20 protein-coding genes and 1 pseudogene are annotated in these 23,418 nt (G+C 37.3%); all 21 read right to left on the bottom strand.

All coding sequences use genetic code 11. The annotated features are described in order from the left end of the window. Window positions 1-202: 202 nt before the first annotated feature. Window positions 203-1,537: a restriction endonuclease subunit S gene (locus J0A69_RS12460; RefSeq protein ID WP_206586880.1), complete on the bottom strand. Its 1,335-nt coding sequence runs from the start codon at window positions 1,535-1,537 to the stop codon at window positions 203-205. Continuing rightward, window positions 1,537-3,336 carry a type I restriction-modification system subunit M gene (locus tag J0A69_RS12455; protein WP_206586879.1) on the bottom strand — a complete coding sequence of 600 codons (1,800 nt, stop codon included), beginning with the start codon at window positions 3,334-3,336 and terminating at the stop codon, window positions 1,537-1,539. Before J0A69_RS12455 ends, J0A69_RS12460 begins: the two co-directional genes overlap by 1 nt. Before the next feature lie 297 nt (window positions 3,337-3,633). Further along, complete coding sequence (locus J0A69_RS12450) at window positions 3,634-4,554, bottom strand: hypothetical protein (RefSeq protein ID WP_206586878.1); 921 nt, start codon at window positions 4,552-4,554, stop codon at window positions 3,634-3,636. A 387-nt stretch (window positions 4,555-4,941) separates the two neighbouring features. Continuing rightward, entirely contained in the window at window positions 4,942-6,342 is a 1,401-nt protein-coding gene (locus J0A69_RS12445) for an RNA-binding domain-containing protein (protein ID WP_206586877.1), read from the bottom strand. Beyond that, on the bottom strand, window positions 6,339-6,956 hold the full coding sequence (locus J0A69_RS12440) for a DUF4062 domain-containing protein (RefSeq protein WP_206586876.1): 618 nt from the start codon (window positions 6,954-6,956) through the stop codon (window positions 6,339-6,341). Before J0A69_RS12440 ends, J0A69_RS12445 begins: the two co-directional genes overlap by 4 nt. A 140-nt stretch (window positions 6,957-7,096) precedes the next feature. Continuing rightward, complete coding sequence (locus J0A69_RS22665; RefSeq protein WP_262897718.1) at window positions 7,097-7,222, bottom strand: hypothetical protein; 126 nt, start codon at window positions 7,220-7,222, stop codon at window positions 7,097-7,099. A 245-nt stretch (window positions 7,223-7,467) separates the two neighbouring features. Beyond that, window positions 7,468-7,980, bottom strand: coding sequence for a hypothetical protein (locus J0A69_RS12435; RefSeq protein WP_206586875.1), 513 nt, complete (start codon window positions 7,978-7,980; stop codon window positions 7,468-7,470). Window positions 7,981-8,690: 710 nt separating this feature from the next. After that, window positions 8,691-8,798 (bottom strand): annotated as a pseudogene (locus J0A69_RS22780) (hypothetical protein); the annotation flags it as partial. Between the two features lie 559 nt (window positions 8,799-9,357). Continuing rightward, a complete protein-coding gene (locus J0A69_RS12425) occupies window positions 9,358-9,600 on the bottom strand; it encodes a DUF559 domain-containing protein (protein ID WP_262897717.1) in 243 nt (80 codons plus the stop codon). Between the two features lie 934 nt (window positions 9,601-10,534). Continuing rightward, a complete protein-coding gene (locus J0A69_RS12420) occupies window positions 10,535-11,485 on the bottom strand; it encodes an HNH endonuclease (RefSeq protein ID WP_206586872.1) in 951 nt (316 codons plus the stop codon). A 251-nt stretch (window positions 11,486-11,736) separates the two neighbouring features. After that, entirely contained in the window at window positions 11,737-12,678 is a 942-nt protein-coding gene (locus J0A69_RS12415) for a hypothetical protein (protein WP_206586871.1), read from the bottom strand. Between the two features lie 39 nt (window positions 12,679-12,717). Then, window positions 12,718-14,070 carry a S41 family peptidase gene (locus J0A69_RS12410; protein WP_236032825.1) on the bottom strand — a complete coding sequence of 451 codons (1,353 nt, stop codon included), beginning with the start codon at window positions 14,068-14,070 and terminating at the stop codon, window positions 12,718-12,720. A 509-nt stretch (window positions 14,071-14,579) separates the two neighbouring features. Then, window positions 14,580-15,197 carry a hypothetical protein gene (locus J0A69_RS12405; RefSeq protein ID WP_206586870.1) on the bottom strand — a complete coding sequence of 206 codons (618 nt, stop codon included), beginning with the start codon at window positions 15,195-15,197 and terminating at the stop codon, window positions 14,580-14,582. 357 nt (window positions 15,198-15,554) lie between these two features. Next, window positions 15,555-15,938, bottom strand: coding sequence for a hypothetical protein (locus J0A69_RS12400; RefSeq protein WP_206586869.1), 384 nt, complete (start codon window positions 15,936-15,938; stop codon window positions 15,555-15,557). A gap of 963 nt (window positions 15,939-16,901) precedes the next feature. Continuing rightward, on the bottom strand, window positions 16,902-17,453 hold the full coding sequence (locus J0A69_RS12395; RefSeq protein WP_206586868.1) for a hypothetical protein: 552 nt from the start codon (window positions 17,451-17,453) through the stop codon (window positions 16,902-16,904). Between the two features lie 11 nt (window positions 17,454-17,464). Further along, window positions 17,465-17,752, bottom strand: a complete 288-nt coding sequence (locus tag J0A69_RS12390) for a YceI family protein (protein WP_262897720.1) — start codon at window positions 17,750-17,752, stop codon at window positions 17,465-17,467. A 6-nt stretch (window positions 17,753-17,758) separates the two neighbouring features. Then, window positions 17,759-18,043 carry a hypothetical protein gene (locus tag J0A69_RS12385; RefSeq protein WP_206586866.1) on the bottom strand — a complete coding sequence of 95 codons (285 nt, stop codon included), beginning with the start codon at window positions 18,041-18,043 and terminating at the stop codon, window positions 17,759-17,761. A 395-nt stretch (window positions 18,044-18,438) separates the two neighbouring features. Then, complete coding sequence (locus tag J0A69_RS12380; protein ID WP_206586865.1) at window positions 18,439-21,030, bottom strand: ABC transporter permease; 2,592 nt, start codon at window positions 21,028-21,030, stop codon at window positions 18,439-18,441. 36 nt (window positions 21,031-21,066) lie between these two features. After that, complete coding sequence (locus J0A69_RS12375) at window positions 21,067-21,411, bottom strand: PadR family transcriptional regulator (protein ID WP_206586864.1); 345 nt, start codon at window positions 21,409-21,411, stop codon at window positions 21,067-21,069. A 428-nt stretch (window positions 21,412-21,839) separates the two neighbouring features. Further along, on the bottom strand, window positions 21,840-22,289 hold the full coding sequence (locus J0A69_RS12370) for an SRPBCC family protein (RefSeq protein WP_206586863.1): 450 nt from the start codon (window positions 22,287-22,289) through the stop codon (window positions 21,840-21,842). Then, window positions 22,286-22,612 (bottom strand): ArsR/SmtB family transcription factor, encoded by a 327-nt coding sequence (locus J0A69_RS12365; protein ID WP_206586862.1) that lies wholly within the window; start codon window positions 22,610-22,612, stop codon window positions 22,286-22,288. The genes J0A69_RS12370 and J0A69_RS12365 overlap by 4 nt, the downstream gene beginning before the upstream one ends. Window positions 22,613-23,418 lie beyond the last annotated feature (806 nt).

Genomic DNA, 23,418 nt, shown 5'->3' with positions numbered 1-23,418 from the left:
AAAATGTAGGAGGGATTATTTAGATAGTCTCTACACTCAAACTCAATTTTGTCTTGAAACCGCTGTAGTGCAGGATGAAGTACCTTAAAATTACAAACGAATTCAGTTCGATTCATTTTGTCCTTTTGGGCAGATTCTAAGAAACTAGCTACTGCATAAAAGGAATCCTGCACTTTGTCGCTATTTAATAAATCGCCCATAGTTAAGCTGTTACTTTTATTTTACCAGTTACCACTTCACTGATAAGAGTGGTGCGGTATTCGGTTAGTAATACAATTAATTGTTTCGCTTTTGAAATGAGATTGTTTAATCTACCTTCTTCATGGGTGATAAAATCACAAATAGGTTTTTGCTCTTTAAGCGGAGGTAGTGGTATGACTAATTGCTTTAGTAAATCCAGGTTAATCACCCCCATAGTTCCTCCTCTACTTAACGCTTCTAGTTGATCAAATACGAGCTTGCTTTTCAGAACTCTTTCAAGATAATCTGGGTCAATTCTATCTTCATTAAGAGATATTTTAATTAATCTCGGATTAATAATTCCTTCTTGAAATTTTGTAGGAACCTGAAGAATCTTCCCAAAAGTTCCAACACAACTGATCAGAATGTCTTTTGCTGAAACTTTGTATCTAAGCATTTCTTGGTACTTCTCTTCAGCGATGTAATAATCTCCATAATTGACATCACCCTTAATTACTTGTTCTTGACCATATATCTTATACCCTGTTTTGGTATAAGTTTCTTTTTTTAATGAGGAGCCAAAAGGTCCAGAAATCATTTCTTTAGTCACGTATTTTAGCCCGCTTACAATCCAATTAACAGGAATATCCCCCAACCAATCCACACCAGATGGTTTTAGATTTACATCTGGGTTGATGCCTTTGGTTACCGCATGGTTGATGACGGCTGCTTTTTCTTCTTCATATAGTGCAATGAGTTTTTTCTTGGCAGCTATGATGTTGTCTATTTCGGCAGTTTTGGTATCGAGGTAGTTGGCGATTTGGGTTTGAACCTCCAATGTTGGAAAAGGAAACCAAAATTCCACAAATACATTCTGATATAAATGCTGTATTGTAGAACCATAAGATGTGTAATCATTGAACTGAGAAAACGCTTTCGATTTAAGTAACCAAAACAAATACTTAGTTGTAAAATCGTCCTCTGTGGGTCTAACTACAAAAATTCCACTATTCAAACAGGCTGGTTTATCCAGGTTTTTTACAATTGCTAGTTTTCCAATTGTTCCATCTTTTGTAATTAAAAGGTCTTCTTCCTGTAGTTGAATATAAGGGTCTTCTTCATACCTTTCTTGGTCTATTTGATAACAATATTCCCATACAACAGTGTCTCGTTTAAAATCAGAACCTGTCACGAGATATGAATATCCTTTAATAAGAAATTCATCAGATTTTAGACCTTTCCAACCAACACGAGCTTTTACCGAACACTTATGCTTGATTTTCTTGACAGTCCAATCATTTGGAATTTCTCCTATCCACTCAATGCCTGTTTCTTTATATTCCGAGTATCTTTCCATTAGTCTAATACCGTTTTTTCAGCTTCCACAATCGACTCTTCCAATGCTAAAATCTGAGCTTTGATATCACTCAATGGGCGTAGTGATTTGAACTCATAGAAGTACTTAGTGAAATTGATTTCATAACCAATCTTGGTTTTGTTTTCATCTACCCATGCTTCTGGTAAATGAGGTTTTACATCACGGTCAATATATTCTTCAATGGTTTGAGGCACGAGTTTGCCATCAGTATCTTTTTGCAGAAATGGAATGTTCTCATAATCACGCAATGAGGTATCAGGTTTAGGATTACCTTTTTTATCAGTTACCGTTTCTCCATTTTCTTTGAGTGGCTGCTCAACGGTTACTCTCCAATAGCCAAAGAATTCATTAGGTACAATTTTGCAGAAATCGTTTTCTTCAAAGTCGCCATAAAGTTTGGTAATGAAGCCAATGCCTTTTGTGTTTCCGTTTTCGGCAACTTGTTTTCGCTTGTTGCCCAAGCTCTTTTGCATTTTCTCCCAAAAGCGGTTGAATTTAATTTTTCCCTCTTTAAGCAATTCTTCGTCTTTTTCACCAGTGGCGTTGATGAGTTGGATTTTCCCCTTTCGTTCTTCGTTTTTCTTGTTGGTTACGATCCAGATATAAGTGGAAATACCAGTGTTATAAAACAATAGGTCAGGCAGGGCAATCACTGCTTCCAACCAATCATTTTCTATAATCCATTTTCGGATGTTGCTTTCTCCACTTTCGGCAGCTCCTGAAAACAGGGGAGAACCATTGAAGACAATCCCTATTCGGCTTCCGTTTGATTTCATTTTAGAAATCATATGTTGTAGGAAAAGGAAAGAACCATCATTGATTCTTGGTGTACCTGCACCAAAACGTCCTGCAAAACCTTTGTTGGTAGCCTCGTCATTGATGATTTTGGAAGCCTTTTTCCAATCCACGCCAAAAGGAGGGTTAGAGAGCATATAATCAAATTTCTCTTCTTCTAAACCATCAACAGTAAAAGTGTTGCCAAACTTGATGTTGCTTGGGTTTTGTCCTTTAATCAACATGTCTGATTTGCAGATGGCGTAAGACTCAGGGTTTATTTCTTGACCAAAAACTTCCAGTTTGGCTTTGCTGTTCAGTTCGTTCAAATATGTTTCAGCAACGGAGAGCATGCCTCCTGTACCGCATGCAGGGTCGTAAACTGTTTTTACAACACCGTCTTTGGTTAGTATTTCTTTATCTTCATTGAAAAGGATATTCACCATCAAACGAATGACTTCTCTAGGAGTAAAGTGTTCTCCTGCCGTTTCGTTGGATTGTTCAGCAAACTTTCTAATCAACTCTTCAAATACATACCCCATTTGCATGGTGTCCATATCTGTTAAATCAATTGCTTCAAACTCCTTTACGACTTTGTATAGCAAATCTGTTTTTGGGTCGTCCAAACGGTCGATTTGGTCATCGAAGTTGAAGTATTCTATAATCTCTCTGGCACTGGTTGAGAAGCCGTTTATGTAGTTACGGAGGTTAACAGCGATATTGTCTGAATCCGCTTTTAGCTTTTCAAAGTCGAATTTACTTCTGTTGTGAAAGTTGTTGCCTGCTATTTTGTTAAGGGTTAAATCTCTGGCACTTTCTTTCAAGGAAGCTACTTTTGGCAAGTAGTCAAGTACTTTTTGTTTGTTGGGGGCTAAGACACAATCCAGCCTTCTTAAAACAGTCATTGGTAAAATCACCTTACCGTAGTCCGATTGTTTGTAATCACCTCTTAGCAAGTCAGCAACTTTCCAAATGAGGTCAGCTTTTTCTCTAAAGTTTTGCATTAAATTTAATAATATCTCTATTGTTTTTATTTCTATATTTAGTACTAAAAAATCTTCCTCAGTTTTCCATTAATAAAAACCTCATACCCAAAAGGTCTCTTCTCTTCTACCGCAATTTTAGTGATTTCCGGCCAAGAACGGGCGAGCATTTCCACCATTTGCCAGACGCTAAAACCAGATTTCTTACCAGATGCTTTTGGAAAGCAATTATAGTTTAGATTTAAAGATACTAATTTGGGTTTTTTGTAGGTTACCTTTGGTGAAAAATGGGACAGAGTTTAGCTAACACTCTCCATCCTACTTGTATTCAATTCTATTTCCATTCTCGACAGAAGCCCAAACTTTAGTAATTGAAGTGTTTGTTATTTTTATTCCACCATCTTGATTTATTTTTCTTTCTTGAGTCATCTCTACCTCAATCGAAAACTTGTTTGAAAAGTGAACATCCCCCTTTAAGACCTGTTGCCTGAATATGGAGTCATTCATATCAAAACTTATTATCTCATTGTTATAGAAGCCTTTCCACTTGAATCTCCCTCTTTTTATCGCTGGTGAAATTACGTCAATGACAGCTTTTTCAACTGATAATGGTGGTAAATCATCGCTATCTAAAATATAATTTTTAAAATCATTCCTTAAGACTTCCCTCTTTTTTCCTACTGGTTCATTGGCTTTAAATCTCAAGATTTCAATAGAATCGAGTTTATTATAACCAAAGAGTTTTTTATAAAAATTGGATTTACGCCATGCGATTCGATAGTTTTTATTAACCAGCTCAACAGACCCTATTAATTTATCCTGGATTAATTCATCTTCCTCTTTTAAAGCCTTTAAATTTAGCTTTTCCAATTCTTTGCTTTTTAGCTCATTATCCAGCTTTAAGTTCTCGATTTGAAGTTTAGTTAATTCTCTATTTTCTGTCGGAAAGCGAGATATAATTATTGCTGCAACACTAACTAACAATGATATTTGAGCAGAGTTTTTACCAATAAAATTCCATATTTCTTTAAAACCACCATCTTCTGGAGGCGAAGTCTCTAATCTTAGATCTAACTTTAAAGTATCAGAGATTTCCTTAAATATGAAAAGTATTTCCTTTTCACATTCATTTCTTAGAATTGAGTCAATTGAATGACTTTCATCTTTAAAAAAATAATGTAACTCTAATCTGTCTGATCTTTCTATTATACCCGTAGATTTAAAATTAGTATCACGCATATTTACTGGCGGCCGTTAATGGATGCAATTTTATTTTTTTTGCTATTTCCCACTCATGTTGATTTGGTGGGATTTGTATTTCAGCCTAAAATCCTTTCACAATTTGTAATTAATTTTATTACCTCACTCCACTCGGCGTAGTAACCTTCCAGAACCAATGATGTTGTCTGAAGCTAGTTGGGACTTCCAAATTAGCTTCCGGCAAAGCCCGGCAATTCGCCTATCCATAAATATTTCATTATCAGGCTCTTTCTTTTCTAAATCCGGTAAGTCCGGTAATTTCATATGGCAACTATTTAAAGCTTTCCGGTAATTTCCGGTATGGTGTCAGGTTGTGAAAAGGGTTTAAATAATTGAAAATCAAGCATAATTCTATTTGAAAATGTGTTATCCGGTAATTTCCGGTAATTCTTTATTAGTTCTAACGTATTTGGTTGAGGGTCCTTCTCCTATTCTTTCCACCCACCTACCTTCCATCAATTTTCCAATGTCATTCCTTGCCGTTTTTTCAGAAATATTACTCTCAAAAAACCGTTCAAAATCTTCTCTAGAAAACTGTTCTCCAACTTTAAGTTTTTTCATAAAGGTTAACATTCTGTCATTTACTCCTATGGGTTTCGAAAATCCATAAAGAGTAAGTGTAGTATATCCGCTTTGTGAAGTCCATTCAGGAACTTTCAACCCATTTTCAACGAATCTATCTTTAATCAAACTCAAACCTCTTCCTAGTTTTTCAATCTTACCCCTTAAATAAAACAAATGTGCAATAGTTGGATTGCGAAGCACAGAATGATGCTCTTTGATATTGTTCTTACCTGAAATAATATCAGGGGGTATTTCTCCTGAATTAATGATTTCCATTTTGTCAGGATAAATATTGATAGTAATATCGCCTGAAATGTCAGCATAATCCCTGTGAACCATCGCATTTAGCACCGCCTCTCGCAATGCATCCATTGGATATTTTTCTTCATTCTTTCTATTCCATTTATCGTATTTAAACTCACTTATCATTGGCAGATTTCGAGTAAAGTATTCTTCAATACGGTTAAAAGCCGCAAATAAATTATCTTCAATTAAAACGGTATCGTCAAACCTACTCCCCGTTTTTCCGTGGGGCATCAGGGTTATACGAATTTGACATTGGGAAATGAATTTCACAGGATCTTTGCCAAACAATACAATACTTCCATTTCTTATTAAACTCATATCTACCAGCTGAAAATAGCTTAAAAAGCCAGACATATCATTTGGCAAACTTTTTCCTCTCCCAATTTTATTCGCATCGCTTATGGTGAGTTCAATCTCATTTTGAACCAAGTCTTCTAAAGTAGCATCAATAGCAGTTTGTTTTTCCCAAGTTGAGGCATACTCATTTGAAGTTCTTAGTAACAAACTTATTTCATCCGTCGTTGCCTCTTGTGTCTGTCTACCTTTTCTGACGAAATATTTCTTCTCATAGGTGTAAGGTTGTCGAGAGCCTTTGATTACGTTGATAAGCAATACATCTAGGCTTTTATATTTCTCAAACCGAACATCTACCAATGGTTGTGGGAAAATCTGGTCAAAAATTAAATTTTTGAGCTCCGATACTTTATTTTCTATGCCTCCGGAAATACCTCTGAATTCTTTGCCATCATAGCCAACTAAAACCCATCCACCTTCTGTATTTAAGAATGAACAAATCACTTTCAAAATTTGAGACACCTTGTATTCTCCTACAAATTCAATTTGTATGCTCTCTTTTTGCTGAATTAATTCAGCTATAAATGAAACTGTTCTGTTCATAACTTGCTGATTTTATCCATTAATGATTTTATACGCTCTGGATATTTAAATTGACTATCCAAATGCAGCCTAATATCATCTAGGTTCACGTATTCTTGAACCCAATTACCTTTTCTTTTTAATGGTGGAATTTTATCCTTTATCATTTCTTCATATAGCTGGACACAACGAATATCCATAATCTTGTTGTCATTGAAATTAATATTAGAAGATTCCACATTAAAATGAACTCCTAATGAAGGGATATCTAATGTTGCCTTTCGAATCAATGATCGAGTAAAGGTCACCCGGTAATCTGCCATTAAAAAGCGAGGTATTTTTCTTGCTACGGCCGTTTCAAATTCAAGGTGAGTAATTGATTTACCACCTCTTTCTAAAACTCCCGAACCATAATCGGGTCTTATAAAACCCACAAATACATCACATTCGTTTACGCTTTCGATGCAGTTTTGAAGATTAGATTCGCTACTGTCAATTAAAAATGTTCCTTTATGCGAATTGTGTACATCATAGCCAAACCCATCTAACAATTCATATATCTTATTCAATTCCGGTTGGAAGTTATAAATTGTAGAAGCTACAAATACTTTTATATGGTTACGAGGTGCTGCCATTTATCTTATTTTTTTTTAACCAAAATGTTTTTTCAACTTCTGGGAGTCGTCAAATTGTCTTTTGGACCTGGTGGAATTTGTAATTCCACCCTGACCTCAACCCTTCCTCTCCTGAAAGAGAGAGGGTGATCGGCTCTACTTCAGATGGAGATGAAGGTCAAGAAGTGAGTTGGTTGTTCTTCATCATCCCCGGCCTTCTTCCCGATACGATGCTCTACCGGGGCAGGCTCTCCTTTTGGAAGAGTTTCATCGCTCGTGCTACGCACGCGACGAAAACCTAGTTGTTAGCAGTACTTTTTTAGTAATCTAAATTGATGTTCAATTTTTTTGCAAGCTTGTGTATCAAGGAACCACTATTGTAATACTCTAAAGTCCCAACAACCGTCTTACACAATTGACAACGTATGAAAATTATTTTAAAATTTGAACCTTTAGGCTCTTCTGTAACTGCTTCAAATCCCGATTTTTGGCAGTGCGGACATTTTGAAGTTGAAATTGTCATGATACGTATTTAAAGTTTAACACTAAGACCTGAATTAATATCAGGGAAAAGCTTGGGCTCTGTCCCAATTGAATTTCTTAAGTCTTCAAGTAGTTCAGCAGATGAAATGAGACTTCCGATTTTTGCTTCTGATTCAGGTCGTGTCCAACTTGATTCTCTAGCACGGTAAATTTGAACGGCTTCAATGCCAGTATTAACTGCTCTCAAACAAATTGCCCTGATATAATAACGATTGAACTCGCTTTGGCTAAGCAAAGTTGATGCATTAGAAGGCATTTTTACAGGATTGCCTTGTCTCAAATATGTCGGGTTGAAATGTGTGTTAATGTCTAACATACTTTCTAACATACTTTCATCTCCTTCCATGACGGACTTAATTAAATATGTCACATAATTATCTCGTCCGGTTGAATTAAGCCTGTCACTCAAATAAAGGCGGTACTGTTCAATATCAGAATTAATTTCTGATAGCATTAATTGTCTCGTTTTACTGTCTAAGTTTTGAAAATTGAATTTTGCCATTTTGTTAAAATTTATTTAGTTGTCTTGGATTAAAAATTAGTGTTAACGGACACAGCTATGAACAATTGGGAGTATACTGACCCGTAAAGTGGTCGGGAGAGAGTGTCATCGTTTGTGCTATCATCAAGATATCAGTATCAAATGGTGTTTGGTGGATTCCGGATTTAAGCCCGGAAGGGTGTTCTACCTCACCCCTCCCTCTCCTTTAGGAGAGAGAGATCGGCTCTGCTCCAAATGAGAGATCAAGGGTAATAAGTGCGTTGGTGGGGCGTTCCCAGATCGCATGTCCTTGAATCTTCAATTCTTAGCCAAGCTCCCGGGATCTTCGTTTTCAATAACTAAAAGACATCTGCAAGAAAAGGAATTTTGGATACAAAAAAATACCCAGTACTGGGTATTTTTGGGCCTCCTCCCTCCTTCCCGATACACTGCGTTATCGGGACAGGCTCTCCCTGAAAGAGGAGGCGATCGATTCTTCTAAAAGTGGAATAATGAGGTCAGAAATACGGAGCAACTAAGGACGATTATGCTAATAGGACGGACTCCTTCTTTTTTGAAGGATCAAATGCCCTCTTCCCGCAAGTGTGCGGGAAAGGCTCTAAAGGAGAGAGCCTGTCCCGATATTTCAATCCCGAGAACAATGCGATTCGGGAGCACAGCGTATCGGGAGTTAGGGTGAGGTGACTCAAACCAGAAATCCTTTTATCTGCCTAATCACCTCTCCTATCCCGTACAGTTGTCGGGACCGCCATCACTTCCTCATTCTTGATTCTTAATATCCGAATACCAAATTCCTGGATCACTTGATCTCTGTTAAGATCTTTATCTTTAAAATGACTTTATGCTAAAAACAAATCACTAAATGATATACTTAATCTATCCCAACTTCAAAAGTTGGCAAAAGCCTTTGTCGCCGCCAAAGCTTCAGCCCTCAATCCATCGCTGGGCTCGCTGGCGCGACATTCCCACCCGCCTCAAAAAGATGATCCGATTAAATTATTAATAATAGAGTAGACATATAAATATTAACTTAATGCTTTCGAAAGCTTTTATGGGTTTCCTTAGCTCTTTGGCTTTTTGGAGTGTGGTAGCTGGGGCTCCATAAAAGAGGTTGGAGGAGTAGGTCATTTACTAATTAATATAATCAGAAAGTGATTTTGAAGTAAATAACATAATGCAAGCAGGATCAAATTCCCTCTCCTGAAGGAGAGGGCTAGGGTGAGGAAGTCGACGAAACTTATAACCATCTAATTGTCTGTTTTGAAGAACGGCTCAAAGCTTTCTTTCGGCTAGGGTCATGGATTTTCTCAGCTCTTTGGCTTTTTGGAGTGTGGTAGCTAAAGCTCCGTAGAAAAGATTGGATGAGTAGGACATTTACTAATTAATATAATCAGAAAGTGATTTTGAAGTAAATACCTTAATGCAAGCAGGATCAAATTCCCTCTCCTGAAGGAGAGGGCTAGGGTGAGGAAGTCCACGAAACTTATAGCCATCCAGTTGACTTTTTTGAAGAACGGCCCAAAGCTTTCTTTCGGCTAGGGTCATGGATTTCCTCAGCTCTTTGGCTTTTTGGAGTGTGGCAGCTGGGGCTCCGTAGAAGAGGTTGGAGGAGTAAAGCAAATTAAATGGATGAAATTCTATTACAATTGGACGTTATATTATCAAAATCTTTGAAAAATTTGTGTAACTCCGGATTTATCCAATCTAAAAGATCATACAAAACTGTCCTAATCTGAAGTGCCTCTGTACAGTCAATAGAATGACCTGAAAAACAAAGTGGTTCACAATGGTTTACCCTATTCCGAAAATTCTTTAGGGTTTCTAATTTGACATGGATTGATGCCCTATTCTCAGAAGCTAGCTTAAGTGGGAAGACATGGATGGGACTGCCTGACACCAAGCCATAATGATGAGGAAGAAAAAATGAAACCCAAAACCCAAAAGTTTGATCAGCAATTATCTTTCCAGATGTGATTGGAATCCCTCTTTGGTGAAGTTTTCTCTCTGTTTTCACTAAACAAGTTTTCAGAAAAAAGTGAGAAGTTCTCAATGAGGTGTCTGACATAAAACCAGTTTTTTGATTTATTATCCAATCTGAATCCGAAAAATTAGAAATAAGGACTTCATTCAAACTATTTCGAAAAATCACCTCAAACTGACTTAGCAAGGGATGAAATGCCTGGGCTAATCTCATATTGGCTTGATATAAGCGTTTAGCGGCCACAAGATTATTGCCTGTTGCTAATAGGTATCTATTATATCTAGCCCTAGATAAGTATTTATTTCTAAGAATAGTTTTCATTCGTTTGGTATATCATTCTTAATCAGAAACCTCAATCAACAGGTTAGGATTTCCTAGAATACCTAGCCAGATTTATTATTTCACTTTGCATTTCTTTAGAAAAGCAAACCATTATGTTACTAAGTTAAATAATTCACGTATATTTGTACTGTTAGGTCTGATCAAGCCTCTTTCAGAAATGGAACGTAATCAGATAAAAGAATTGGCCCCCTTATAGGGGCCTTTTGTTTTAAGAGCTATAGATGTACACCTTCAATCGAAAAATCTCTCCTCTCTGTGCCTTTCCAAGTTCTCTTGACTAGGCCATAGGTGCTTTTCATTAGGTAAAATAATTTTTCTGCCTTTTAATATTGCCAATCCATAAGGATGTGTTAGGTCTTCAATTACCTGGTCTGATACCAAAACTCGGTAGTCTTGATCTATAGAAACAAGTCCGCTATCAAAGGCTCGATGAAGGTTTGGGCAAAGGGCAATTCCATTGCTGACACGATCATCTTGAGTACTACAAAAAGGAACAATATGGCAGGCATCAATCAGAAATCTTCCATTGGTTGTACTCACTTTCATTCCTGAAATAGCACAAGTACTTTGATAAACTTTCGGTACCAACTTTTTAAAAGTCCAATTCCTCACATATTCCATTTCTGGCTCGGCTACTCTTAACCGCATAACTTTAGGAACTTCATTGAGAACATATTGCTGAACTTCTTTCAAGTATTTTCCTTGTCCCCTATCTGCTCTAAAATATGATTCAATCATGTTCGGAAAATAGGTTTTGACTAATTCCAATTTTACAGCATCTCTATTTTCCTTGTGAGTAAAAATCTGAAAAATAATATCAGAAAAGCAGGCATATTCCACTACTTCTGAGAGTGTATTAATACTTCTAATGGGTTTGGTTATTTTGTATCCTGGAAAAGTCTTTAAAAACCAAAAAGCAACACCGCAGATTTTATCATTCTGTAGGTGATAAAATGGAAGAGTGAAGTCTTCAACAAAGCCATCTGAAGCTAGCAAATCCCAGCTTTCATGAAAGGCTGAAACAAGTTCTCCATTAATAAAGATTTTGTTTTCTGTGATATATCCCCTATCCATCAAATCTAGAATCGTCAACAATAATATGGGCTTATGCGGAGCAAGTCCATAGGGTGTTGAGCCTCTTTTAAGCTTGGTAAGTGCACTTAAAAATCTTTCTAGATGCATGATTTAATTTTCTTCTAACTCCAAACTAACTAGAATTTAGGATTTCTCAATTTAGAATTGCTTAAAGAAATAGCGATTAGGAAAGCCTATCCTTAGGAATTACCTCTCCTATTCAAGACATTTGCCATTGACTTTCACTTCCCTAAACCCTCCCAGTTTTCCTTTCAGAGTCAGTAGTAAAAGGAGCTAAATCGATTTCTCGAAGGAAAATTTGAAATCTGTTGATTACAAAGAAGATTTAACTCTCAAAATTACTTTCGTTTGAATGTCTTAACGGCTTTCTTGATTTCATCTAAGCTCTTATCTGTTTCGTCATTTGATGTTCCAAAAAGGATATAGTAAAGCTTATCACTGAATAAAATCACCTGATAAATATTTTCTGTTTCATTCGATGTTTTGCCTTTTCCTTTTGCAAGGATCTCGTAGCCAGATATTCCATCAATTGTAATTTCATTTGTGTAAGCAATATCCTCTATTTCAATGGGTATTTGCTTTATTCTATTTAAGGAGAACAGTTTTTTGTCTTCAGTGCTAACTTCAGAAAATGACTTGGCAATTATGAGGCTGGTTTTATCATTTGAAGTCGTAGGAACTTGCCCGTCAACCGTAAAAATCAATGAGTTTGACATGCTTTTTCCAAATTTCAATTTGGTTTCAGAAACGTCTATTGTATAATCAAGACTTTCAAATGGATTGATTTTTTTATCAGCCTCGTAGTATGCAGTCAACATAGATTTTTTGATTTCATCACCGACTTTTTTTAAGTTTTCTGGATAGGCACCATTAATTATTACAGTTTCATTATCTGTCCCGAATAATAAAATGTATTTCGTATAAATATTTCCATAAGCATTTTGTGTCCCTGTAGCGAAAATCGCAGGAAGGCCATTAATCGTCAGTTGATCAATTTTCTTCACTTCAACTCCTTGGCTAAGCATATTTTCTTTCGTTATTCCTTTAGAAGTTTCAGCATAGGGTCCGGGAATGTCTAAAATCATAATACTGGAACCACTTGCTGATTGTTGAAAGCCAAGAAAATTCAGCCCTTCAGTAAATCCATTTGGAGGAATTAAGCTAATTTTAGTCCCTTTAATATTTTTATGATCATCAGTTAGATTGTTGTCAATCTTTTTCTGTCCCCATGCGATAAAAGAGGAAAAAATAAAAAATGTAGTAAGTGTTTTTCGTAGCATAATATAGTATCTGGTATTATCTGATTTTTTTTGAAGTCTTTAATTCACTTTGAGTTTTTCTGATTTCTGTTTTTCCAAATATTCAAGAGCCTTTTCCAAAGCCGGATCTCTATTCTCCAAAAAATCAGTAAGGCTTTTACTAACTAAAATGTCAGGCTGGATTCCGACCCCTACGAATTCTCTTCCATCAGGATAGGTGTCTTTCTTAGTACAAACCCTTGCTAATCCTCCCTCTGGAAGATTAAAACTCAGTGGCTGACCGGTGCTTCCATAAGTGGGTTCTCCTATTTTGGTCATATGTTTTTGCTTATCTGCATAAATCAGAAAATCTTCCGCAGCTGAGGCCGTTCCATGTCCGATCAATAGTACAGTAGGAACCACAATCCTCTTATTTCTGAGCAGTTTCTTATCTCCAGCCCCTAAAGTATCAGGGGAAAAAGGAAGGTCGTAAAAATAAGAATCCTTTCCCCATGCTTTAAATGTCGCTATATGCTGCCTTGTCTGGGATTTAGAACCATAAAAAATTGTATCCTCGGTGAGGTAGTGTAAAATCACTTTTCCAATAGAGGTATTTCCTCCCCCATTATTTCTTAAATCAATGATCAAGGATTTTGCCTGCTTCAATTCCTTATTCTTCTTCCGGAACATTTCCATTATTTCCCAATCTGAAAAGGAGTTGAGTGAGATATAAGCCGTTTGGTTAGAGTACCATTTCAACTCCAATAGCTCTCTTGTTTGGAGTCCCGGGAAAAATTCCTTCTCTTCTGACTTTGCAATGGTAACGGTCAATTGCTTTTCAAGTCCATTTGGAAGTATTAATTGTAAATCATACGAAGTCCCCACATAACCTTCAAGCATCTTGCTTATCCCCCAGTCTTCCAAGGTGTAGCTTGTGGAAGCTGAAATAAAAGGATATATAGATTCTCTCAGATAATCGGCTGTAGCAATCCCGTTTACGCTGATTATCTCAGAACCGATTGGGAGTTCGTCTTTCTTGCTGTTGTTGATTTGGGTTATTATGGCTTTTCCCCCAACATTGGAAAGGATGAATCTATATTCTCCGAAATGGGTGTTCAGGACGTTTTCCTGAATGTATTTAGGGAAATAAATATTGGTATGGCCATCTTTTAGACTGGCGCAAAAGCGCTGCATCAATCGATAATATTCGTAATCATTTGGGCTTTCCTGAACCTTGCCAATATACTCTTTATAGAGCTCATCCCATTTTAACTGGTCCACTTTATACAGATAAACAAAATTATAGTTGACTTCCTGCCAGAATTTAGAAAGCCCATAAACTTTATCCTCTTTGGTCAATTTGTTTGGCATTTGACCATATACCATACCTGATAAAAGTAATAGGTAAAAAAAAACCAGTCTTTTCATTTTCATTTTTTGGATTCGCTGCTTGTAAACAAAAAAAACTCAAGGCAATAAATGCATTTTTAGTTTTAAATAAAACTGGCTGGAGAACTAAAAAAAAATCATTTGACACGTGAAATTCGATTCCCCGCTAAGTTGTAGTCAAATTGTCATTTTGACTGGGCGGGATTTGCCTGCCCTACAAACTGGCCCCTCTCTAAAACAGTCCACAGGACTGTTTATTAACGTTCGGTCCTACCCATATACCCTTACCAATCCCGTACAGTAGTCGGGAGTAATTGGGTTGACGGGCTAATTCCATATCCCGATATCGCACTGTGCATTAGAACTGACACTTTTCTTTTCCCAGTACAGGGTATTTTTAGACCTTTACCCTCGCCTCCTGATCCACTATGTTGTCGGGAGTTAGGGTGAGGATGAAATAGGCAATTAAAGCTAAGACCGCTTATAACAGATCCGAAGTCATCATGTTCTTCAAGGGTGGGAAAAGGCTGATCTTTTTCACTTAAAAAATCCAATTAATTATCAAAGCTCACCTCGTATTTTTGATAATTTCCATCCTTTACAGCTTCATTTTTCCACCCATCTTCTGAATTTTTCAATTCAAACTGATCAGAATAAATCGAGCTATAAAGTAATTTAAAATCCAAAGAACTGATCTTTTCGAAACTGATTTGAGCCAAAGCCTGATTTTGTGAAAGGTCTAAAAACCTATAAGATTCGCCAGCTTGAATTATGGAATGATTTAATTGCTTCCGATCTACAAAAGTTGGTATTGTGTCAGGAATTTCCAATTTATAGAAAAGGTCTGTCCAGTTTTCCAAAGGAATTCCATTATATGAAATCTGCACATCATCGATCATGGCCGGACCTACACCACTATTGCTTATCGTAATAAAGAACTCTTTTAATAAACCCGTTTGTGGATCGAAATTCCTAGTCCCGGTCAACCTTAAAATCGGCCTTACAGAAGATTTTGCCTGAACTTCCATCAAATTTCCCTGACGAATCATAACCTTGGTTTGGGCTATGGAAACAAACAATGCACAGACACTTATCAGAGTTACTCCTAAGGCAATAATATTCTGTGGATCTTTCATCCATTTCTTTAAAATAAATACTTTTTTTCGGGTCATAGCCTACAAAATGTTTGTCCAAAATAAACAGAAGCTATCTATTTATCAATGCATTGAATTTTCAAAGGAAAATCAACAGGTGTACTAAAAAGACCTTCTAAAAGTTCAGGGAAAACTTCTAGAATAGTTTCAGCGGATCAATGATCTTCTCCAAAGCATATGCTTTCTATCCAAATCATTTTTCATTAAGTCAATAATTTCGTTTTTCTCCACTTCAGCTAATCGTCTGAATTCCATTTTCATTTCTTTTGGCTGCAAAAAGGTTTAATACGTGCCACTTTTATTTGTAATTTATAAAAACCACAATAAAATGGTCATTTTACATTCGCTTCTTAAAGTGATAATTCAATTATAAATTCAGGAGTCATTTTTCACCTTCCCTTGAAATAATTTTGGTTCTCTGATAAATGAGGAAAATACGGTTGCCAAAACAATTAGAATTGCAATTTCGGCAGGTTTTCCTTTATAAATATGAATTAAAACAGTAAATGTCATGTATAAGACTAACATGGATGTTCCAATAAGTATTGTTTTGTGATATAAGAAAAGGCCTACTCCAATTAAAATAAAAATTCCAGTGGTTATCATCACAGCACTACTTTCTGCGATTTTCCCTGTTTGGTCGTGGTAAATTAGTTTGTCAAGTCCATTAGGAATGTAGAACAAAACGATTAATACGGATGGTAACCACAGCAATATCCTGATCAGGATTTTATCTATTCCATATTTTTGTTCGGCCATTATTTTCTCAGTTTCAAATAGTTCGTTCAAAATGTTTGCCAAGCCTTGAACTAAACCAAGTCCCTCGCTTTTAATTTATTTGAGGGTTTGAAATAAATAGCAAAAAAATATTTTACCCCGTCTAGACAATTGTCAAAGCGGTAGGTTTTTATTTTCAATTATTAGGCTCCTTCCCAGCTATCGCTCCTAAGGAGCTGGTTTTGTTAAAAGGTTCTCTGCGAAACTTTTGCGTTTTTTGCGGCTTTGCGGGTAAAAAATTTTCGATCCATTAATCGCACTTCTCCTACTCATCAATTAGGAGGAATCCCCTCGCGATGATGGATTCGATTCCAAAAGGTGTTTCTGAGCGGGAGATATAAAATTGTTTTATTTTTTATCCCCGGGTTAACCCCGATAGTTATCAGGGCCGGGGCTATATATATTTAGCTCCTATGGAGCTGGTTCTTAATAGTACCCCCGTCGCAATCTATTTAATATCCACAATTATTTTTAGCGTTGGCGCGGTGGGTAGACACAGCAGCGGGCCAGCGTCCGGCAAGTGCGGTGGGAGCTTTGCTGTGTCTTGACTTTTTGGTCCTTTTGCGTCAAGGCAAAAGGACAAGAAAGAATATTCAATTCAATAAAACGTTTTCCCCTACCCGGCAGTTAGGAGGAATCCTCCATGATGGTGGGTTCGATTCCAAAAGATATTTCTGGGCGGGAGGTTTAGATTTTAGATTAATTAGCTTTTCACCAAGCTATAGCTCCTCTGGAGCTTATTTTTTAAAGTATCCTCCTCTAAGAATTCGGTTCAGGTACTTTGGTTTTTACAGTTGACTTCCCTTGTTTATACCAACGAATTTACAAAGTCGGGGAATTCCCAGTAGCTTTTTATATCCCATTACTGTCTATTAAAATCTTAAGAAAATCCCTTGATTCGGCTATAAAAGGATGAAAGGATAGTGAAAGGAAAAGTTTTTAGAATCATTTATCTGAAGGGATAAATGGATTATAGATAGCCCGGGCATTATCTGTTCTTCGGAAATGCGCATCCCCATAATTAAACTCATCCATACCAAATGTCAGAGTGGTATAATCCATAACCCCATCAAGAAAACCTTCTTTGATGAATCCCAATCGGTCAATCTGAACATACCCTCCTTTTACCCATGCCTCATTATGATGTTTGGAGGAGAGATAAGTTCTCAGGTGCAATCTCATCCCGTCTGCGAGTTGGGTATTGATGTTAAGGTTTGCACTTGGCAAATTGAAATTGGAGCCAAGTTGCACCAGATTATTCAAGGAATTGGAATGGTTGATAGACTGAAACTGAAGGGCAAAATCTCCCCCTACAAAGACACGGACTTTGTCAAAATCCCCTCCTTTTTCTTTAGGGGATTCAAACACATTCAAACCCTCTTTACTGTTTTGTCGGAAATATTGTAGTTCCGTTTTTTCCTGAGCAAAAGCAGTACTGCAGGTAAGCAAAGCCCCAAATAAGAAGCTGGCTATAAAGTTTAGCGTAAATAATTTCATGTTGGTGTAGTTTAATTGATTGGAGAAAAGCTTGTCTCAAAACCGAGTGTCAGTATATCTCCGGTCTTGATGGTACCAAAGACTGCTGTGGGCGGATCGATTTTAAAATCAGTGAATGCTATTTCGTGGGCTCCCCTAAATTGGACTGAATCCCCATTCACAGCGTAGGCGGCTTCCAGAAGTATGGACTTCTCAGTCCCTGCAACTATTAATTTTCCTTTTACCTTTACAGAATTTCCTGTGACTGAAATAAATTCAGACATCACAAATTTGACCGAAGGATACTTCTTTTCTTTCAGGGCTTCTTAAGCATTGTTATCCATCCCACCCTTACCGCTTTTAAGGCTTTTAACAGGCAGATTAATTGTCATTGATTGGATGCTGACCAGATTTCCTTTTTCTATAGTCAGCTCAGCAGTACCGCTGGTATTGTCATTAGCTACCATTTGCCAATCATGTATAGTGGAAGTGCCAGAAACCGTCAGTTTTTGCGCTCCAGACAATTTATAAGACTGCTGACCATAGATAGGGCTGACCATGAACAGTAACACAGATAGAATAATAAAGGAGTTAACATGGATACTTTTCATAGGAATGGTGTATTGGTGTTGCACTGTATGCACTGGCAAAAGTACCTCCCTCAATCTCCTAAAAACTTGAGAAGCATTTCATGAATAACTGACTTATGTCATAGGTTGGAGTTTCAAAAATGGCATATTGACAATTAGGGGTGTATAAGCCATAGAACATGGCCCAAGCTAAACCAGTTCAATGAATTGGTTCTTTAAGGATTGTCCTTGCCTGAAGAAAGGCTCTCGATTTTTCTAAAAGTGTAGAATTGAGATAAAAAATGCATAGCTCCCAAATACATTTGTGCTATTTGGATGAAATCCTGCCCAGTTGCTGACTCCATCAAAAAGAATTAAAATGGCCTGCGAGGCCCCATCTGCTGACGGGCCGGCACAGGCCATGGTATCGGGAAAATCTATTCTGTCTGCAGGGTGTTTGCCGGATTGAGGAATGCCGCTTTGATCACATGATAGCCTATGGATATCACCGTGATGGCCGCAGAAGTGGCTAAAGTGACAATAAACAACCACCAATCTAAGTCTACCTGAAATTTGAAATCCTGCAGCCAATTTTTCATTAAAAACCAACCGATTGGAGATGCCACTAGAAAAGCCAATAAAATCAATCGGCCAAACTCCTTTCCGAAAATCCATAGGATATTTGAGACTCCACCACCCAAGACTTTCCGTATCCCAATTTCTTTGGTTTTTTGGGCTACCATAAATGAAACCAGTCCATATAATCCAAGACAGCCTATTAAAATTGCTATAAAAGAAAAGATCTGGATTCCTTTTAGCATTCTGGTTTCTGACTCATAGAAGCGTGCAATAGAATCATCCAAAAATGAATATTCGAAATATTGCTCCGGCAAATTGTCTTTCCATACCTCCTCAATTTCTCGTAAAGGTTCCACTCCTGCCCCTACGTTTAACTTGATAGCAAAACTTCCATAGGATCTTGCATCTGTGGTCAATAACATTGGACTTATTTCGGTATGAAAGGAGTTGTCATGAAAGTCCTTGAATACCCCTACAATTTCACCTTCCATATTTCCTCCGTTTGCAGTAACAATCCTTCCCATTGCTTCCTGAGGATCGGCTATCCCTAAATTTTTCAATAAAGTTTCATTGACAAGCAACTCCTTTACTGTATCCGAAGGATTTAGATTTCTACCCTCGAGCAGTTCCAGACCAAATGTTTCCAGGTAGTTTTCATCTGTCATCTTTATGATGGTCAACAAGTCGCTTTCCTCTGCTCCCTGTCCCAAGCCAATATTGGTCCTCCAACCCGAACCTGAAACCGGAGCACTTTCACATAAGGATACATTCACCACTCCCGGAATCCTCAAAAATTCATTTTTTAGGGCTTGTTTGAAATTCAAAGAATCATTCTCAATGGTCACCATGACTACAGCTTCTTTGTCAAAACCCAAATCAGACTGAGTGGCATATTTTAATTGATTCATCATCACCACCAGAGCCAGTACAAGGACCTGGGAGATTACAAACTGGGCGATGATCAGACTTCTCCTGATATTGAATCCCCCCACTTTTAAGTGGCTGGATTTTCCTTTTAGAGCCTGGATCGGACTGAAGCCTCCCATGATAAACGCCGGATAAAACCCTGCCAGTAGAGTGATCCCCAAGTCCAACAGCCCCAGAAAACCAAAGAACTCTACATTGTAATAGACTGTAACATCCAAGTTGCATCCAAACCATTGATTGACAAAAGGAATCAATGAATAGGAAAGGATCAATGACAAAAAGATACTTAAAGTGACGATGATTCCTGTTTCTGCAATGAATTGCCAAAAAAGCTGGCTTCTTACACCTCCCATTACCTTCCTCAATCCTACTTCCTTGGATCTGCGAAGCGCCCTTGCTGTGGCCAGGTTTACGAAATTGAGGCAGGCAGTAAACAGCAGGAAAAAACCAATGGCAATTAAAACCCATAGACTGGATTTACTTGCAGAGCCTGAATAAACTGGATTAAAATGGATATCCGAAAGAGGCTGAAGGGAATAGGTGCTTTTGGTATCCTGGCTGATAGGATACTTATCCGCATAGGAAGCCAGGGACTTTTCCGCATCTTGGGAAGAAAAGCCTTTGTTGAGAAGAACAAAACATTGCATATTTCCAGAAATCCCACTCCAAAAATTCTCACTTGCCAACCAGGGCATGTATGATTTAAAGCTTTGATAAGACACGTAGATACCTGACTGGAAATCAGTATTAGGTGGAAAATCCTGTAAAATCCCTGCCACAGTCAATTCAATTTCTTTGTCCAACAACAGGGATCTGCCGATAGGATCACCTTCTCCAAAATACTTTTGGGCTTTCTCCTTTGTCAGAAAAACTGAATTTGGGGTTTCTTCCAGGCTTTTATAGCTGCCACTGATCAATGGAAAATTGAAAATCGAGAAGAACTCCGGCTGAACAAATACAACCCCTTCTTCTTCCCTGTAAAACTGCAGTCCGTCAGATTCACGATTTGTAATCAGGACATTATTGGCCAAATAAATCTGGGCTATTTCTTCTCCGAAGGATTCATTTTCCCGGATCAAACCTGGCAAGGGTGTCGGCACCCCGCTTGTGTGGTAAGATGAATTACTTTTCATCTCCGTGACTATTCTATAAATTCTATCGGGACTATCATGGAAATTATCTGTGCTGAAATTTATTTTTACCAAAGCATAAATCAGAAGGCAACAGGTAATACTCATAGCCAGTCCCGTGACATTGATTAGAGAATACTCTTTGTTTCTGGACAGGTTTCTCCAGCCGATTTTAAAATAGTTTTTAAGCATTGCGTAGTTGGTTAGGTTTTGAAATGGTTTTCGTGGGCTAATTATTCCGGGTCTAAAAAGCAGTAGGACATCGATAAAAAATCCCCAATCAGCTTTACGCTTTCCGGATGTTTTCAACCTTCGATCATATACCTCCCGAAGATCCCCTTCGATGTAATCAACCATATCAGCATGGCAAAACCATCGAAAAAATTGTATCAAAAAACCAGAAGGTCTTTTATCATTAGTATTCATCGCTCAGATCCCCTTTAGACTAGATTGCCAATTGGAAGCGGGAATAGCATTCCATAAACTATCCCTGGTTTCCTTTGAAAAGAGTAATGCCTTTTTCCCGGTTGCGGTGATTTCAAAATATTTTCGGGGTCTTCCTGCTCTTTCCTCTTTTGACTCTCCGAAATATGATTTCAAATATCCCTTCCCTTCCATCCTTTTTAAGGCAGTATGCAATGCGCCCAAGCTTACTGGCCTATTTAGCCTATCCTCCATCTCATCTTTGACAGCGATGCTATAGGCCACATTGTTTAATATTCCTATGGTCAGAAGAACTAGTTCTTCAAACTCACCCAATTGAAATTCCTTCATAAAAATAATTTTATCTAAATGTATAAATAATAATGCCAAACTTAAATCCCCCTCTCAGGCCATTTAGAGGCATATTTAAAATAAATGATGTGCGGATTGGAACAGTATTGGTCGAATTCGAAAATTCTCAGCACATTTCTATAGAGCTATGTAGATTCGCTACTCAAGAAATGAGTGGTTTGTGTCTTCACAAACCACGGTAGAGGGTTTTGGTTTATATAAGCTTTTACCAAGCTATAGCTCCTCTGAAGCTGGTATTAAAAATTCAAATATTGAAATTTCAATCCGCCTACCCCCTTTATCCTCGATAGCTATCGGGAGGGGGGAGTTGGTTTTGATTAATAAATATTTCCCTTGCCCAACAAAATAAATGAAAGCATAATAGAAATAGGCAAAAGGTCAATATGACCCTTGGCCTTATTTTTTTATTATGATTCTTTTAAAACCTCTTCTAATCTGTTCAAAGCTGAACCCCAGCCATTATAAAACCCCATTTCTTCTTGCTGCTTGCAATATTCGGGTGTAGCGTGAATAACACTAAATGTAAACTTAGTTTTATCTCCAATTGCCTCAAAATAGGTTTGTAGCTCTACATTTTCGGTCATGGGTTTAAAGTCAGCAGAAGTAATTATTTTCTTTAATTCTTCAATTTCTTTATAGGTTCCTTCCGATATGAATTCATTTCCATCTGGCATTAACATAGAATATTTCCATTTCCCACCAACTTTAAATTCGTGTTGAATTACTTTGATGTTCATTCCACTTGGAGCCCACCATTTCACAATATGCTCAGATTGTGTCCAAGCATCCCAGACTACTTGAATAGGGGCATTAAATGTTTTCTCTATAGTTAGAGTTCTGTTTGCTAAATCACTCATTTTTTATCGTTTTTTGACTGTATTTGATTGATGTAATTTTCAAAGGAATCTATTTTGTCCTCCCATAATTTGTTGTATTGATTTATCCATAAAAAAGCAGGAATAAGTTTCTGTGGTTGAATTAAACATAGCCGTTCTCTTCCAACCTGGTTAAAATCAATTATTCCGCATTCATTTAAAATTTTTAAATGTTTAGAAATTGCAGGTCTACTGATCTTAAACCTTTCTGCAACTTCATTTACACTTAAACTTTCAGTTGCTAATAATTCAATAATATCTCTTCTAACTGGGTCTGCAATTGCCTGAAAAACGTCTCTTCTCATATTATATGTAACTAATCGGTTACTAATATAAATGAAACCGTTTGGTTACACAATTTATTGTATCAAAAAAAGGAATGGACCAAATGACAATTATGAAAATGGGGAAACTTTTTTACACCACTGTTAGATTCCGATTTCGCAAACTTCCCTGTATAGTCCTCCTTTTTCCAGTACATCAGGAAGTAAGGTTTATTCAGTTTCAATGATTATCTCTTTGAGACCTTTGCGGCTTTTGCGTATTTGCGGTTAAAAATTTTTCGTTCCATTAATAGCACTTCCCCTAACAATCAGTTAGGAGGAAACCTCCCGCGATGATGGGTACAATTCCAAAAAATGTTTCTGGGCGGGAGGTTAATATATAAAGAAACTTTCAACCCCAGGTTAACCCCGATAGCTATCGGGGCTGGGGCTACAAATATGCAGCACCTACGGAGCTGTTTTTGTTAAAAGGTTCTCTGCGAAACTTTTGCGATTTTAGCGTCTTTGCGGTTAAAGAATATTCAATTCAATAAAACGTTTTCCCTTACCAAGCAACTAGGAGGAATCCTCCCGAGATGATGGATCCGATTCCAAAAGGTATTTCTGTGCGGGAGGTTTTGGTTTTAGTTTATAAAGGCCTTTACCATGCTATCGTTCCTACGGAGCTGAATTTGTTGAAAATTATTTTTGAAACCTTTGCGTTTTCTTCGACTTGGTGGTAAAAAATTCTTTCCTATAAACCGTATTCTTCTATCCGCTAGTAAGTTGTATTTCTCCCGTTTTGGAATATTCTGTTCAAAAAAATTTGGTTGGAAGCTTGACTAAAA

Origin of the sequence: Algoriphagus pacificus (genome assembly GCF_017254845.1) — a bacterium.
Lineage (GTDB): Bacteria > Bacteroidota > Bacteroidia > Cytophagales > Cyclobacteriaceae > Algoriphagus > Algoriphagus pacificus.
This window is presented reverse-complemented; position numbering and strand designations above follow the sequence as displayed.

Excerpts from the sequence above, each read along its gene's own strand:
- J0A69_RS12460 (WP_206586880.1), bottom strand. The coding sequence starts at position 1,537 with ATGGAAAGATACTCGGAATATAAAGAAACAGGCATTGAGTGGATAGGA.
- J0A69_RS12455 (WP_206586879.1), bottom strand. The coding sequence starts at position 3,336 with ATGCAAAACTTTAGAGAAAAAGCTGACCTCATTTGGAAAGTTGCTGAC.
- J0A69_RS12450 (WP_206586878.1), bottom strand. The coding sequence starts at position 4,554 with ATGCGTGATACTAATTTTAAATCTACGGGTATAATAGAAAGATCAGAC.
- J0A69_RS12445 (WP_206586877.1), bottom strand. The coding sequence starts at position 6,342 with ATGAACAGAACAGTTTCATTTATAGCTGAATTAATTCAGCAAAAAGAG.
- J0A69_RS12440 (WP_206586876.1), bottom strand. The coding sequence starts at position 6,956 with ATGGCAGCACCTCGTAACCATATAAAAGTATTTGTAGCTTCTACAATT.
- J0A69_RS12435 (WP_206586875.1), bottom strand. The coding sequence starts at position 7,980 with ATGGCAAAATTCAATTTTCAAAACTTAGACAGTAAAACGAGACAATTA.
- J0A69_RS12420 (WP_206586872.1), bottom strand. The coding sequence starts at position 11,485 with ATGCATCTAGAAAGATTTTTAAGTGCACTTACCAAGCTTAAAAGAGGC.
- J0A69_RS12415 (WP_206586871.1), bottom strand. The coding sequence starts at position 12,678 with ATGCTACGAAAAACACTTACTACATTTTTTATTTTTTCCTCTTTTATC.
- J0A69_RS12410 (WP_236032825.1), bottom strand. The coding sequence starts at position 14,070 with ATGAAAATGAAAAGACTGGTTTTTTTTTACCTATTACTTTTATCAGGT.
- J0A69_RS12405 (WP_206586870.1), bottom strand. The coding sequence starts at position 15,197 with ATGACCCGAAAAAAAGTATTTATTTTAAAGAAATGGATGAAAGATCCA.
- J0A69_RS12400 (WP_206586869.1), bottom strand. The coding sequence starts at position 15,938 with ATGGCCGAACAAAAATATGGAATAGATAAAATCCTGATCAGGATATTG.
- J0A69_RS12395 (WP_206586868.1), bottom strand. The coding sequence starts at position 17,453 with ATGAAATTATTTACGCTAAACTTTATAGCCAGCTTCTTATTTGGGGCT.
- J0A69_RS12385 (WP_206586866.1), bottom strand. The coding sequence starts at position 18,043 with ATGAAAAGTATCCATGTTAACTCCTTTATTATTCTATCTGTGTTACTG.
- J0A69_RS12375 (WP_206586864.1), bottom strand. The coding sequence starts at position 21,411 with ATGAAGGAATTTCAATTGGGTGAGTTTGAAGAACTAGTTCTTCTGACC.
- J0A69_RS12370 (WP_206586863.1), bottom strand. The coding sequence starts at position 22,289 with ATGAGTGATTTAGCAAACAGAACTCTAACTATAGAGAAAACATTTAAT.
- J0A69_RS12365 (WP_206586862.1), bottom strand. The coding sequence starts at position 22,612 with ATGAGAAGAGACGTTTTTCAGGCAATTGCAGACCCAGTTAGAAGAGAT.